The 14,235-nt window shown below is 38.9% G+C and carries 13 protein-coding genes and 1 pseudogene; 7 read left to right on the top strand and 7 right to left on the bottom strand.

The window, feature by feature from the left end; all coding sequences use genetic code 11:
- The first annotated feature begins 64 nt into the window (after nucleotides 1-64).
- From L652_RS0109495 to L652_RS01000000123610, 4 genes and pseudogenes are all read left to right on the top strand, one after another.
- Entirely contained in the window at nucleotides 65-1,417 is a 1,353-nt protein-coding gene (locus tag L652_RS0109495; RefSeq protein ID WP_024595649.1) for an AlkA N-terminal domain-containing protein, read from the top strand.
- Nucleotides 1,417-1,887 (top strand): methylated-DNA--[protein]-cysteine S-methyltransferase, encoded by a 471-nt coding sequence (locus tag L652_RS0109490; protein WP_024595650.1) that lies wholly within the window; start codon nucleotides 1,417-1,419, stop codon nucleotides 1,885-1,887. The genes L652_RS0109495 and L652_RS0109490 overlap by 1 nt, the downstream gene beginning before the upstream one ends.
- A gap of 72 nt (nucleotides 1,888-1,959) precedes the next feature.
- Nucleotides 1,960-2,754, top strand: a complete 795-nt coding sequence (locus L652_RS0109485) for an amino acid ABC transporter substrate-binding protein (RefSeq protein WP_024595651.1) — start codon at nucleotides 1,960-1,962, stop codon at nucleotides 2,752-2,754.
- 93 nt (nucleotides 2,755-2,847) lie between these two features.
- Nucleotides 2,848-3,440: pseudogene (locus tag L652_RS01000000123610) on the top strand (thymidine kinase).
- On the opposite strand, the gene ltaE reads toward L652_RS01000000123610, so the two are convergent.
- Together ltaE and rlmF are read right to left on the bottom strand one after the other, a co-directional pair.
- Entirely contained in the window at nucleotides 3,414-4,418 is a 1,005-nt protein-coding gene (gene ltaE, locus L652_RS0109475; RefSeq protein WP_024603423.1) for a low-specificity L-threonine aldolase, read from the bottom strand. The pseudogene L652_RS01000000123610 and the gene ltaE overlap by 27 nt on opposite strands.
- Before the next feature lie 40 nt (nucleotides 4,419-4,458).
- Entirely contained in the window at nucleotides 4,459-5,391 is a 933-nt protein-coding gene (gene rlmF, locus L652_RS0109470; protein WP_024595723.1) for a 23S rRNA (adenine(1618)-N(6))-methyltransferase RlmF, read from the bottom strand.
- 128 nt (nucleotides 5,392-5,519) lie between these two features.
- Between rlmF and L652_RS0109465 the strand changes: the two genes are divergently transcribed.
- Nucleotides 5,520-6,428: an alpha/beta fold hydrolase gene (locus L652_RS0109465; protein ID WP_024595722.1), complete on the top strand. Its 909-nt coding sequence runs from the start codon at nucleotides 5,520-5,522 to the stop codon at nucleotides 6,426-6,428.
- Here L652_RS0109465 and L652_RS0109460 read toward each other — a convergent pair.
- The 3 genes from L652_RS0109460 to L652_RS1000000124525 form a co-directional block, all read right to left on the bottom strand.
- Nucleotides 6,425-7,858, bottom strand: coding sequence for a sulfotransferase (locus tag L652_RS0109460; protein WP_024595721.1), 1,434 nt, complete (start codon nucleotides 7,856-7,858; stop codon nucleotides 6,425-6,427). The genes L652_RS0109465 and L652_RS0109460 overlap by 4 nt on opposite strands.
- A 250-nt stretch (nucleotides 7,859-8,108) precedes the next feature.
- Nucleotides 8,109-10,691: a TonB-dependent receptor gene (locus tag L652_RS0109455; protein ID WP_024595720.1), complete on the bottom strand. Its 2,583-nt coding sequence runs from the start codon at nucleotides 10,689-10,691 to the stop codon at nucleotides 8,109-8,111.
- Nucleotides 10,692-11,008: 317 nt separating this feature from the next.
- Entirely contained in the window at nucleotides 11,009-11,182 is a 174-nt protein-coding gene (locus L652_RS1000000124525) for an oxidoreductase-like domain-containing protein (RefSeq protein WP_076914924.1), read from the bottom strand.
- A gap of 103 nt (nucleotides 11,183-11,285) precedes the next feature.
- Between L652_RS1000000124525 and L652_RS0109445 the strand changes: the two genes are divergently transcribed.
- Nucleotides 11,286-11,708 carry a hypothetical protein gene (locus L652_RS0109445; RefSeq protein WP_024595719.1) on the top strand — a complete coding sequence of 141 codons (423 nt, stop codon included), beginning with the start codon at nucleotides 11,286-11,288 and terminating at the stop codon, nucleotides 11,706-11,708.
- 87 nt (nucleotides 11,709-11,795) lie between these two features.
- Entirely contained in the window at nucleotides 11,796-13,160 is a 1,365-nt protein-coding gene (locus L652_RS0109440; protein WP_024595718.1) for a leucyl aminopeptidase family protein, read from the top strand.
- A gap of 38 nt (nucleotides 13,161-13,198) precedes the next feature.
- Here the strand turns inward: L652_RS0109440 and L652_RS0109435 are convergent, their stop codons facing one another.
- Nucleotides 13,199-13,585: a VOC family protein gene (locus L652_RS0109435; RefSeq protein ID WP_024595717.1), complete on the bottom strand. Its 387-nt coding sequence runs from the start codon at nucleotides 13,583-13,585 to the stop codon at nucleotides 13,199-13,201.
- Between the two features lie 70 nt (nucleotides 13,586-13,655).
- Nucleotides 13,656-14,235 (bottom strand): 3-oxoacyl-[acyl-carrier-protein] synthase III C-terminal domain-containing protein (locus L652_RS0109430; protein ID WP_024595716.1); only part of this gene is annotated, 580 nt, incomplete at its 5' end.

The raw sequence follows: 14,235 nt of genomic DNA, 5'->3' as shown, positions 1-14,235 counted from the left end.
TGGCTAGTAATACAGTTTATTTTCTATAAGCTAGGCTCTATTAGATTAATTTATAGAGCCGTTTATGGACACTTCACATTGGCAAAAAGCACGTCAGAGTCGCGATCCTCGTTTTGACGGGCTTTTTTACGTAGCGGTAAAAAGTACCGGTATTTATTGCAGACCAATTTGCCCTGCACCAACGGCTCACGAAAAAAACGTTGCTTATTATCAGTTTGCCCATAACGCGGCGCAAGATGGTTTTAGGCCCTGTATTCGTTGCAGGCCCGATAGTGCCCCTGGCAGCGCAGCATGGCAGGGTACAAAAACGACTGCACTTAGAGCAAAACAGTTAATAGATCAAAATGATGAACACGACTGCGAAAAATTAGCAGCTCGTTTAGGTATAAGTAGTCGTTATTTAAGGCAGTTGTTTAAGCAGTATTTTGGCGTGTCGATTACGCAATATCGATTATTTAACCAATGTCACTTTGCTAAAAAACTGATTCAAGAAACACATTTACCCCTTACCGAAATAGCGTTTGCCGCAGGCTTTAAAAGCATTAGGCGTTTTAATGATGCATTTTTACAGCAGTTAAATATAGCTCCCTCGAATCTGCGCAGTGGCGATAAAAAACCAACGTCAACACTCATTTTAACCCTGCCATTTAGGCCGCCTTATAATTGGCCTGCTTTGCAGGGCTTTTTACAAAGGCGCTTGATAAAACCAATGGAGTGGGTAACACAAACGAGCTACGGGCGTACTTTTGCAAGTGATAAATATAAAGGAAGCTTTACCGCTGAATTTATAGCTAATAAAAACCACTTTAGTGTATCTATCAATATAGACAATACGGCGTACTTACAACCTGTTATAAATAATATACGCCGTGTGCTTGATTTAGATGCCGATATTAATTTAATTGAAACGCATTTAAGCGCCAATATAAACAATGCGTTTACAGTGTGCGAAGGGCTCAGACTTCCGGGGATTTGGTCAAGTTTTGAAGCCGGTATAAGAGCTGTACTTGGGCAACAAGTGAGTGTTACTGCGGCACATAATTTAGTAACAAAGTTAGTTGATGAATTAGGCGAAAAAGAGGGCGATGCCGTTTATTTTCCTACGGCTAAAATTGTTACTAATAGTGATTTTGCATTTTTTAAAATGCCACAAGCACGCAAAAATGCACTGCATAATTTAGCCCATTTTTGTGCACTAAATCCTGAAAATGACGATTTAGACGAATGGCTTAGCTTAAAAGGAATTGGCCCTTGGACAGTAAATTATGCAAAGCTGCGAGGACAAAGCCAACCCGATATATTACTTGACGGTGATTTAGGTGTTAAAAAAGCACAAGCAGCGGCAAACCCGTTTGAGCCTGCTAATTGCGCTCCTTTTCGCTCTTACTTAACGTTTCAACTTTGGCAGCAATTATAATGATTATTCAAACATCAATTTCGAGCCCTATAGACGACATAATTATTCAAGCGACCGAGAAAGGCGTGAGTTACGTTGGTTTTTATCCACCAGTTGAATACTCTTATACGCCATTTGAGCAAGTTACTAACAAGGCGGTGCTTATTTGCGCTGCGCAGTTAAATGAGTACTTTGCAAAAAAACGCACTACGTTTGATGTACCACTTGATACAACCGGTACGGTATTTCAGCAAAGTGTATGGCAAGCACTATTAACGGTGCCTTTTGGACAATCGCAAACATACGGCTATATTGCTAACCAACTCAATAACCCAAAAGCAGTGAGGGCAGTAGGTGCTGCTAATGGTAAAAATCCGATTAGTATTATTGTACCGTGCCACCGCATTATTGGCGCAAATGCAAAGTTAACGGGCTATGCTGGTGGGCTTGAAAGGAAACTGTGGTTGCTGAAACACGAAGGATTAATGTAAATTAATTGATAAAATATAGTCAGTCTGCTTAACTCAACCTATAATTTAAATAATCAACTAATAAAAATTATTATGCGTATTAATAGCTTAGTTTACTTTTTTATTGCCAGTTTAATGTTTACCGCTACTGCGTTTAGCAAACCGCAGAGTCTCGTGTTTTGTTACGAAGACAAAAACATAGCACCCATGTTTTTAGGTGATGGCCAAAATATACCAACAGATAAACCTGGTGCATCAATCGAAATACTTCAACAACTTGATTTAGCATTGCCCAATGTAGCAATATCATTTGTTAGAAAGCCATGGCGTAGATGCTTAAACGATTTAGAATTTAATCGAGTTAATGCTGTTATTGCAAGCTACCGCAAAGGGCGAGAAAACGTTGCTGTTTACCCTGTTGATGAGCAAGGTAAGTTACAAGATAACTACGCAGTAAGTGAATTTGGCAGCTGCCTTATAGGGCGTTATAAATTTCATAAGGAATGGGAGACTCGTGAAGTATTTCAAAATAAAGCATTTACGATAGCTATTCCTAATGGTTATGGGCTAAATAGCGCGTTAAAAGAAGAACCATTTTTTATTCATAATACGTTTTCTAAAAGCAAAGCTTTTGAGTTGCTAGATAAGGGAGTAGTGCAGGCGAGCGTTGATCTATGCCAAGTAGATGGCTTAAAAGTGTCGAGTTATCCGTATGAGGGTAATAATGTTAAACCTATTTATCCCCCTTACGAAACCAGCCATGGTTATCTTGTTTTTTCAAAAAAATTCTACGAAGAAAATAACACCCTAAGTTGGGAAATGTGGCAGTGGTTATCAAAATTTGAAAGTGCACCTGTGTATATTAAATACTTACAAACACTTAAATAAACAGGCCCTGACAAAATAAAATTCGCGTTTGTAAATTGGTATTAATTTAATATTAAGGTAGCATAAGCGCACTTTTTATAAAATGGCACCGCAATGGCTCAATTATACTTTTACTACTCTGCAATGAATGCAGGTAAATCAACCACGTTATTACAATCTGCATTTAATTATAAAGAACGTGGCATGGAACCTGTGATCCTGACTGCTGCCATTGATGATAGACAAGGCGTGGGTAAAGTATCGTCTCGTATTGGTTTGCAAGCTGATGCGCATGTATTTGATGCCAGTAAAGATGTTTTTGATCTTATTCAATCACTCAATAATGATAAAAAGCGCCATTGTGTGTTAGTTGACGAGTGCCAATTTTTATCAAAAGAACAAGTAATGCAATTAACCGATGTGGTTGATGAACTCGGTATACCGGTATTGTGTTATGGCCTGCGTAACGACTTTAGAGGCGAGCTATTTATAGGGTCGCAATATTTGCTTGCGTGGGCTGATAAGTTAGTTGAGCTTAAAACTGTTTGCCACTGTGGACGTAAAGCAAACCATGTACTGCGTACTGATGAAAATGGCGAAGCAATAGCCGNGGTAACCAAGTAGAAATTGGCGGCAATGACCGATATGTTTCGGTATGCCGCAAACATTATAAAGCCGCGTTAAATATGGGCCGACAAAGCATTTAAAAATGTATCAATATCTTCGCGGGTTATATCTAAATGCGTTACTAGCCTAAGCTGCTTGCTTGGGCTAAATAGTATACCTTGTTGTTTAAGCGCTTCAGCAATGTCTTCAATGTTTATACTGCTAGTGTATGTTGCGTAAACCATATTAGTGGTGTTAGTCATATCGACAGTAAAGTCATTGATTTCACTTAATTGTTGAGCCAAATAACGTGCATTTTCATGATCGTCTCTTAAGCGCTCTACATTGTGCTCAAGTGCAAATTGTCCAGCGGCTGCAAGCATTCCGGCTTGGCGCATACCACCGCCAAGTACTTTTCTCCATCGTCTTGCTTTATTTATAAGTACTGGTGAGCCTAATAATAAAGAGCCTACGGGCGCACCTAAACCTTTAGATAAACATATAGAAACTGAGTCAAAGTGTTTTGTAATTTCAGTGATATCAACTTTTAGCTCAACAGCCGCATTAAAAGCACGTGCGCCGTCTAAGTGCAGCGCTAAACTATGCGTATTAACAAAGTCACGTGCTTGGGCTAAGTACTCAAGCGGGAGTACTTTTCCGCCAATGGTATTTTCTAAGCTGAGCAATCGAGTTTTTGCAAAATGGCAATCGTCTGGTTTTATAGCCGCCGCTATTTTACTAAAAGGGATGCTGCCATCAGCTTCGTTTTCAATAGGCTGTGGTTGCACAGACCCTAAAACAGCTGCGCCGCCACCCTCAAACTTATAATTGTGAGCATTTTGGCCACATATGTATTCGTCACCTCGCTCACAGTGCGCCATTAACGCAAGTAAGTTGGCTTGTGTGCCTGAGCTACAATAAAGAGCGGCTTCAAAGTTAAAACGCTTACAGGCATAGGCTTCTAGTTGGTTAACGCTTTCATCATCACCATATACATCGTCACCAACCGGTGCGTTGTACATAATATCGCGCATTTCTTTTGTTGGTTTTGTAACTGTATCAGAGCGAAAATCTATCATGATTGCCTTATCCCTTTTATTATTTTTAATAAAATTGGTATTAATCAAGCTCGCTACAAATTTGCTCACGAGTGTCTTTATCAAAGTAGGTCCATGCAATAAAGCGGCTAATTTTTTGACCCTGTGCCATATCAACTATTTTATACTCGGCTATTGGGTGAGCTTTTAACACTTCTTCAAGCGCTGCAATATTATCTTTTTTAGAGACTAACGATGTAAACCACAGTACTTGCTCTGCAAAGTCTTCGCTTTCTTTAATCATATTAGAGATAAACTGTACTTCACCGCCTTCACACCACAATTCATTATTATGACCACCAAAATTAAGCGTGCTACTGGGTGTTTTTCCTAGGTTTTTCCACTTGCGTTCACTGCCTTTATTTGCCTCTTCTTCACTTGCATGAAACGGAGGGTTACAGAGCGTTAAATGGTATAGATCTTTTTGATTTATAACGCCTTTAAAAATATGTGATGCGTTTTGTTGATGTTTTAGACTGATTTTTAAACCATTAAACTGAGCAATTTGCTTTGCTATTTTTACTGAGGCTGTATCAATATCAGTCCCGGTAAAATGCCACTTATATTCACTTGTACCAGTAAGCGGATAAACTAAATTAGCACCAGTACCAATATCAAGTACTTTAATTTGCTTACCTAAAGGTATTTGTTGTTGGTTATCATCACTTAATAGGTCGGCCAAGTAGTGAATGTAGTCAACACGCCCAGGTATAGGCGGGCATAAGTTGTGCTCGGGAATATCCCAAAAATCAATATTATAATGTGCTTTTAAAAGAGCTTGGTTAAGCGTTTTAACGGCTTTGTTATCACTAAAATCAATACTTTTAGTCCCTGCAGGTGTGGTTATAACAAAGGGCAGTAGAGCAGGGTGCTCTGTTGTTAATAAATCGAAGTCGTACCCATTTTTATGTAGGTTACGAGGGTGTAATTTTGAACGTGCTTTATTTTTTTTCATGGCTTCATTTTAACAACAGATATGATGTGGTGATTGTAACAAATGCTGATGAGTAAAGTGCAGACATTTCCTTTGGTATATTTAATATTACTGGTAGGATGAGTTGCAAATAATAAAAAGGAATAACTGTGGCAATTTCTCAGCAATCAATAATAGTTGATTTAGACTCTCAGCAAACTCTTCATTTACGCCGTATTAGCGATGAAGATCAGCAAGGGCCCATCGTATTTTTTATGCATGGAGCAATAGAAAACGGTAAGATTTTTTACACGCACTCCAATAAAGGACTTGCCCCTTTTTTAGCTGAGCATGGGTATAGATGTTATGTGGCTGATTTACGTGGCCGAGGTGATAGCAAGCCAATCATTTCGAGCGAGTCCGAATATGGACAAACTGAGTCTATCCTAGAAGACATCCCTGCCTTTATTAAGCAAATAGAGTTGATTGAAGGCAAAAAGCCAGACTACTGGGTTGCTCACTCTTGGGGCGGGGTATTGATGAACAGCGCGTTTGCACGTTTTCCAGAATATATTAACGATGTTAAAGCATGTGTGTATTTTGGCTCTAAGCGTTCTTTATTTAATAGCCACCCTAAAAAATTATTACAAGCCAATTTAATTTGGTATTTTATGGCACCTTTACTTGCTAAAAAACATGGCTATTTAAATGCTAAAGGTTATAAGTGGGGCAGCGATAACGAAACTCAAAAGTCGCATTATCAAAGTATGCAATGGGCTAAAAAGAAGCCATGGATAGATTCTGATGATAATTTTGATTATGCAAAAACGCTAAACAACCTGCATTTACCGCCAACGCTTCATATTGCTGCGGTAAAAGATAAAGCATTAGCGCAACCAATCGATATTCAAAAATTTATGGACGAATCGGGGCAAGGCATTCAACAAATGCAAATTTACGGTCGTAAACACGGCCATAATTTTGATTACGATCATATTAATATGCTTACCCACCCAAGTGCGCGTGATGATCAATTTAAAGATTTACTTAATTGGTTTAAAGCACATCCGATTAATTAATTCTCATCAAGTAACTTTAGAAGAGGTGTTTTGTAACGCTCCCACTTAGCGATTGCGGCATTATTAATAGGTTGGCGAATAGCATGTTTACTCAAGGTCGTTACCGGTGTTTTTTGTTTATAAAACGCTAAGCAGCGCTCTTCAAAACTACAGTTTAAAAAGCCAAGTAACTGCGTTAGCTGCTCTTTTGGGTTACTCACTAAATCTTCGTAACTGACATCATAAATTGGCATCTCTTTAAAAGAGTGCCAATGGCTCATCAGTTTTTCATACAACTTATGATAAAGCTTAAACTCAGGTAGTGAGCAAAAGTAAGGCTCGTTTTCAGCAAAGTAATTAGTGAAGATAGAAAATGCGGTGGCATTAAAATCACGACTTAAATTTATAAATTTAGCATTTGGAAATAGAATATATATAAGTCCGAGCGACTGATAATTACTCGGCAGTTTATTTATTATAAAAGGTCTGATGGGCGATGCTGTTTTTAATGTTGTGATATACAGCTCGCGGGCTTTTTTGATTAAATCCGGCGTTAAATGTGCTAAACATTGCGGGTAAGTCACTCCCGTTTTTTGTTCGATAAAAGCAACTGCGTTATTACTAATACTCGTACTTTCTCCTAGGCTTGAAAACTGACTATGGCTTGCCAACATTTGCTCCACAAGGGTAGAACCACTACGAGGCATGCCAATAATAAATACAGGCGTGATATTACCCGTAAACTTTTTATCGGCAGAGGCTATAAACTCCTCGGTGTTGTATTTTATTATTTCATCGTAAAAAGGGGTTAAATCTTTAGTGTTAAATTCACTTAATTTTTTTTGTAATTTATTCGCCAATATAAAATAATTAAATGCTTGCTCGGTATCCTCAAGTGCATCGTAACTATTTGCTAATGCGTAGTAACACACCATTTTTAAACGTAAATTACTCGTTTGAGTTAATAAGTGGTGCAAATTACTTACATAATTATGCTCATTATCAAAGCGACCTAATTGTACAAGTTCAAATAAAATATAGGCTGTTACAGGATATACACCAATGCTGAGTGCATGAGCAAAAGTTGTATGAGCTTTATCTAACTCGCCATGTGTTAAATAGTGCTGTGCTAAGTAATAATGAGGTTCTGGATTATGACTTGCTAATTTTTTTGCGTATTCAAGTACGGTTAACGCATCGTTTGGCGAATGAACACCGTTAAATGCATCAGCAAGAGCATGTAATGGTTCAAGCATATGAGGCAAGCGCTCACAGGCTTTTTGGAGTAGGTATACAGCAGCGTCGTAACGTTCTAGTCGTAAGGCAATTCTGCCTAAGCCAAATAAAGCCTCACCATTTTCAGGGTTACTATTTAATAGCGTTTTAAAATGAAACTCAGCTTCTTTGAGTTTATTTTGTTGCAGTAGTTGGTTGGCTTTTTCAAGTAGCATAGTTATACCAATTTTATTAAAAAAATAATCATTCTATCGCATTAAATAGCGTACTCACTGCGTTAAAAATTATTCATATAGAGCAACTATATATCATAGTTTTCGCCTTGTTATTACGCTATTTTCTGAGCGCTATAATAGAACACTTATTCAATGCAATTGGTATTGTTCATTATTATTTTTATTAACTATAAAATTAAAAAGGCGAAATGTCTTTAACATTTCGCCTTTGGTTCTTCATGAAAATAGTTTAAAAAGTATATGTTGCTTTAGCGTAGTAAAAGCCACCGTTAATACCAAACGGAGATGTTTCGTAGAACTGACCACCCCAGTTGTTATTAGGGATGCCCGTTGCATCTGCAAAATCAAGTTTTTCAGCATCTTGGTCGAATAAGTTTTGAGCACCTACAGAGAAGCTAACTGATTCATTTAAGAAGTAAGTTACTTCAGCATCAATAGTGACTGCAGCATCTGCTGTTTTAGCTGTTGCATCATAATCAACGTGAACACCTTGGTATTCGCCGTAGTAGTTTGCACGAGCAAATGCAGAAACTGATTCCCATTGTTGAGACAATGTGAACGTTGCACGATGATTAGGTAAATCTTCTTCTAAACGCTTAACTTTAAACGCACCTGTAATTTCACTAAATTTAGTTACTTCAGTATCATTCCAGTTATATGCAAGGCTAAATGTAGAGCTACCGCCCATTAATTCAGCTGTATAGTTTGCAACTAAATCGATACCTTGTGTTGTTGTGTCAAAGTCGTTTGTGAAAAAGCTTACTTGAGCAAGGCCTTGTACATTAGGTACTCCAGCTGCTGCAAGGGTATCTTTGTCTGCTTGGCTTAAGTTGATTTTATCTGATTGGCTAATACGGTCATCTACTTGAATGTTGTAGTAATCAAGCGTTAAAAATAACTCGCCGATAGTGTATACAGCACCAAGCGTATAACTTTGCGATTCTTCCGGCTCAAGCTCTGTACCACCTAATTGCACTGCAATTGGGTTTGTTGGTGGAAGAAGCGCTGAATCTTGTAATACACCGCCATCTAAACTTGTTTGTACATTACTTACGTTAGCTTGACCAACCGTTGGTGCACGGAAACCACTGCTTACAGAACCACGAATATTTAAATCTTCAGTTAAATGGTATTGAGCCATTACTTTGTAGTTAGTGGTAGTGCCAAAGCTGTCGTAGTCTTCAAATCGAAGTGCTACGCCCATTAAAAAGTCTTCAGTAAACGGTGCTTCAACATCAACATATGCTGCATAGTTACGGCGAGAAAATTCACCCGCTTGTGATGGTTTAAAACCAGGAAAGCCGTTAGAGCCAATACCAAAGCCTTGTTCTGTTAAAGGGCCTGCTGTGTAAGATGCTTCATCACCAGAGACGATAGTAAATGTTTCTTCATGCCACTCAAAACCACCGGCAATGTTTACATCATAAGCTAAACCAAAGTCGATACCTTTTGATAAATCAAAGTTAAAGTTTTTCTCTAGCTGTTCGTATTTACCCGGGCTGAAGTCTCGTGGTGTATCTGCACCTAAAGAGGCATTAACCGTGTCGTAAATAAAGTAACGTGATTCATTTAAGCCAACAGTACCGCTTAAGTCATAGTAAGTATCTTTTAAGAAGCCACCAGTGAATCGACCTTTAGTACCAATAGTTAAAGAAGTATCAGTAATGTTGCCGCCAAAGTTAGGTGTAAAACCACCTGGAAGCATCTCATTAAAGGCAAAACAATCTGGGTTGTTTGCTACACCATTTATGTAAGCCGGATCATCTAGTACATTGCCGTCTGTTATTGTGATAGTTGGACAGTTAGCGCTCATATCAGGTGTTGTGTCGGCAACAAGTAATGTTTCGCCACCATCATTTGAGTAAACACCAGAACGAGTTTGCGGGTTACGGTAATAAAAACCGCCACGTACATCACGTTCAGAGTAGTTACCAAACATGTAAAATTCAGAGTCGTTTGTTAGCTCTAAACCCACATTACCAAAAATAGTAATATCGTCATCTACTTCTGGAGCACCCCATACTTGTGCAAGAGAAGATACATCAGGCACACCTGCAGCTGAAAGTGCTGCGGCATCGGCACGTTGAACTGAACGGCTTGTTGCATCAGCTGTTTTATATTGAAAACTTAAATTAGCAAAACCATTGTCGGTAAACGGTAAACCTACGTTACCCGACACTTGTGTTGTATCGCCATCACCTTCATAAAATTGACCATGGCGGATTTCTAATTTACCACCTTCTGAAGCGTCTTTTAGTTGGAAATTCATTACACCGGCGATTGCATCAGAACCATACTGCGCAGCCGCGCCATCGCGAAGTACTTCTACTTGTTTAATCGCAATGCTTGGAATAACTGAAATATCTGCGCCTTGCGCGCCATCGTTGATACCACCGCCTAAAAATGCGATTACAGAAGCACGGTGACGACGTTTGCCGTTTAAAAGAACCAATGTGCTGTCTGACGGTAAACCACGTAAGTTAGCTGGGCGAACAAGAGAAGCCGCATCACTGATAGGGTTTTGGTGTACGTTAAACGATGGTACTGCACCTTTTAAAAGCTCAAGCATGTCAGTGTTACCTGACTTTTCAAGCTCTTCGCCGCCAATAATGTCGATTGGAACCGGTGAGTCACCTATTGAACGAGGAGCTGAACGCGTACCTACTACGGCAATTTTCTCAACGTTTTTATTTACTTTAGTTTGTTCCTGCTCGTCTGCCGCAATAGCAGATCCAGAAATAAATAACCCTGCAGTGGTTGTAGCTAAAGCAAATTTGATTGCTTGGTTTAGCGCATTACTTTTTAATTTCATTCTAATTTTCCCCAGTTAGAATAATTCTTATTTTTGATGTAAATTTCACATCATTTGTTTTTAACTTAATTTTTTGTTTCACATAAGTTTGAGGTTTTAGCTCAAAAGCCTAATCAATTAAGCTTACTTTTTGTGAAGTCCTATCTACAGACTATAGATAAAAAACAGGAAGGGCAATTACTAATTAACCGTTTGATAACAAAAAGATTCAATTTAAGAAAAAATGCAACAGTGGTGCAAAGTAAAACTAAAATGAACTAAATAAGTGCAAATAAGGCTATTGAGGGGAATATTAATGCGCTAACTGCATTTAAATGTTATTTATTTGTTTCTTTTTTTGTGGGGTTTTCAATGTTTTGTGCGTACCGCCAAGCTGCTAATTTTTCTTTGTATTCATCCCATACGCAGGGACAGCAACTGCCACCACCGCAACATTCATCAGATTTTGGTTTTTCAGGTTTTTGCGGTAATTGATTTGTTATATTCTGCATTGTTGTATGTATTTAATACTAATTTGGTGCAAAGGGTAAGTTAAAGGGTGTTGTAAGTAAATTATTCTTTGTGAACCTGTGCTGCTGTGTGAAAATAAAAGTTATGCGATTATATAAAGTTATTCACCGTGCACCTTGGCGGGTAGTTAAAATTAGTAAAAAACGCCAACAGCTGCGTTTTCGCCGTGCTATGGTGGCGCTTAAAATCGCACTCGCCCAAGAAAAACAAGAAACTAAAGAAATGCTCTCTATTTATAGGCGTTACACTCAAGGCCACACAAGTAAAGAAGAGTTAAAACGCGCAAATGAGCAATTTGTTGATATTTTAAAAGGGTTAGGGCTCGGTGTATTTGCTGTATTACCTTTTGCTCCGCTTACAATTCCTTTAGTTGTTAAATTAGGGAGTTTGGTGGGAGTTGATGTACTGCCAAGTTCGTTTAATATGAACAAATCTATTAGAGAACTAGATGCTAAAATAGATCAAGAAAATCAAAAGCAAGAATCTAAAAATAGCTTAAAAAAGTAGCTAAAATCCCTTCAAATTAGCGATACCTTTTAGGTGCGCTTATTGATATGCTCTTAAGTACCATTTTTATATTATATGAGCTTTTTAATGAGTGCATTACTACGTCATACATCTTCTGGTATTCCTTTATCTTTTATTCTTAAAAACGAATTATCTGACTGGCAAGCACAGCAGCCTGCATTTATACAAAATTGGTTAACTAATACAGGTTTTGAAAAGCAAGGTGTTGCTTTAATTCCTGATGCTAAAACGGGCGAGTTAAGCCAGGTATTTTGTTTAATGCAAAGCAGCGATGATTTTTGGGCTGCGGGTAATTTAGCAAATACACTTCCTACAGGTACTTATCAAATTCAAGGCGACAGCGCTTTTGTAGAGCAGGTTGCTTTAGGGTTTGTACTTGGTGGTTACGAATTTAGTGAATACAAAGAAAAGCCAACGGCAAAGGCGCAATTAGCCATTAGCGATAAAGCGTTATATGAACGCATTAGCCAACAAGCTGATGCCATTACACTTGCACGTGATTTAGTTAATACCCCAGCGGTAGATATGATGCCGCAACACTTATCGCAAGTTATGGAAGATTTAGCTGCAACTTACAATGGCGAATTTTCACAGTGGGTTGGCGATGAGTTACTAGAGCAAAACTACCCGACTATTCACATGGTGGGTCGTGCAAGCGAAAATAAACCGCGTTTACTTGATTTAAAATGGGGCGCGACAGATGCTCCATTAATTACACTAGTCGGTAAGGGCGTATGTTTTGACTCAGGCGGACTTGATTTAAAACCGAGCTCTGGCATGCGTAACATGAAAAAAGACATGGGCGGCGCGGCGCACGTAATTGCACTAGCGCAGCTTATTATGGCAGCTAACTTACCAATTAGATTACGAGTGCTTGTACCTGCGGTTGAAAATGCGGTATCGCGAAATGCATTTCGCCCGGGCGATGTTGTTAAAACACGCAAAGGCATTATGGTCGAAATTGATAATACCGACGCTGAAGGCCGCTTAGTATTGTGTGATGCATTAAGCGAAGCACAAAACGATAATCCTGAGCTAATTATTGATTTTGCTACCCTCACGGGTGCATGTCGTGTTGCGTTAGGCACGGAGCTTCCGGGCTTTTTCTCAACAGAGCGCGGTGTAGCAAATGGCATTATTGATGCAGGTTTAAGTGTCCATGATCCTGTTTGGCAACTTCCGCTGTTTGAGCAATACAAAAGCTTACTAAAAAGTGATGTAGCCGATATGGCAAACTGTGCAAGTACACCGTTTGGTGGTGCTATTACCGCAGCGCTTTACTTAAAAGAATTTGTTGAACCAACAACACCGTGGGTACATTTTGATGTAATGGCGTGGAACTTACGTGCATTACCAGGTCGTCCAACGGGTGGTGAAGCATTAGGTATTCGTGCTGTATTTAACTACTTACAAAATCGTTTTAATAAATAAGTTTTTGATTCAATAGTAAGAACTTGAGCTTATGAGTTTTAAACCTCATAAAGCTCAAGTGGCAAGTTATCTGGATCGGCAAAAAAGGTAAACTTTTTGCCGGTTATTTCATCCACTCTAATATCCTCAACGTTTACATCGCACGACTCTAAATACGTTTTTGCAATCTGTACATCCGCTACCTTAAAAGCTAAATGTCTTAAGCCTTGTGCTTCGGGATAGCTGGGTCTTACGGGCGATCCATTAAACGAAAATAGCTCTATTTGGCTACCATCGGGCATGGCTAAATCTAATTTATATGAATTACGATCAGCTCTAAAGTGCTCATTAATAACGTTAAGTTTAAGTACATTGCTATAAAAGTGTTTAGAACGTGTATAGTCACTGCAAATAATCGCAGCGTGATGAATACCTAAAAGTTTCAAATTTAATTCCTTAAAAAGCAAAAACGCACTTAAATAAGTGCGTTTTAAATGTGGCTTATTACATGTTGTGTTAGCTAGGCTCGGCTTCTTTACATGCTTTAACGGCCGGTGCTACAAGCTCTAAACCTGTTTGATCACACGGCGGTAAAGCAGCATCGCTTACACTAATAGGCGTTACACGTTCGCCCCATTTTATGTAACTTGCAGCCCACGTAAGGCCTGCACCAAATGCAGCAGACATAATGTTTGAATGCGGTTTAATTAACCCTTGCTCAACCGCTTCACATAACGCAATAGCAATAGTCGCAGCAGAGGTATTACCATACTCACCAATGTTAACCATTACTTTTTCGTCAGGTACTTTTAAGCGATGCTGAATAGCCTGAATAATACGTAAGTTAGCTTGGTGTGGAACGAGTACATTAATGTCGTCAAGGCTTAAATCGGCTTGTTTAAGTACATCGTCGCACGCTTCGCTCATGCCTTTTACAGCACGTTTAAAAATTTCACGGCCTTCAAATAATAAATCAGAAGGACCAATTGGCTCATACTTATTTAAATCGCTACCAAAGTTGGTGATGTGTAAAATATCGCGGTCTTCGCTGTCACAACCGGTTTTGGTACCAAGTAAACCCGCTGGCGTATCGGCA

The sequence above is a fragment of the Pseudoalteromonas sp. TB25 genome, from assembly GCF_000497995.1.
In the GTDB taxonomy this organism is placed as follows: Bacteria; Pseudomonadota; Gammaproteobacteria; order Enterobacterales; family Alteromonadaceae; genus Pseudoalteromonas; species Pseudoalteromonas distincta.
This window is presented reverse-complemented; position numbering and strand designations above follow the sequence as displayed.

Bases quoted from the DNA above. Each gene is read 5' to 3' on its own strand.
- L652_RS0109495 (WP_024595649.1), top strand. From the start codon at position 65: ATGGACACTTCACATTGGCAAAAAGCACGTCAGAGTCGCGATCCTCGT.
- L652_RS0109490 (WP_024595650.1), top strand. From the start codon at position 1,417: ATGATTATTCAAACATCAATTTCGAGCCCTATAGACGACATAATTATT.
- L652_RS0109485 (WP_024595651.1), top strand. From the start codon at position 1,960: ATGCGTATTAATAGCTTAGTTTACTTTTTTATTGCCAGTTTAATGTTT.
- ltaE (WP_024603423.1), bottom strand. From the start codon at position 4,418: ATGATAGATTTTCGCTCTGATACAGTTACAAAACCAACAAAAGAAATG.
- rlmF (WP_024595723.1), bottom strand. From the start codon at position 5,391: ATGAAAAAAAATAAAGCACGTTCAAAATTACACCCTCGTAACCTACAT.
- L652_RS0109460 (WP_024595721.1), bottom strand. From the start codon at position 7,858: ATGCTACTTGAAAAAGCCAACCAACTACTGCAACAAAATAAACTCAAA.
- L652_RS0109455 (WP_024595720.1), bottom strand. From the start codon at position 10,691: ATGAAATTAAAAAGTAATGCGCTAAACCAAGCAATCAAATTTGCTTTA.
- L652_RS1000000124525 (WP_076914924.1), bottom strand. From the start codon at position 11,182: ATGCAGAATATAACAAATCAATTACCGCAAAAACCTGAAAAACCAAAA.
- L652_RS0109445 (WP_024595719.1), top strand. From the start codon at position 11,286: ATGCGATTATATAAAGTTATTCACCGTGCACCTTGGCGGGTAGTTAAA.
- L652_RS0109440 (WP_024595718.1), top strand. From the start codon at position 11,796: ATGAGTGCATTACTACGTCATACATCTTCTGGTATTCCTTTATCTTTT.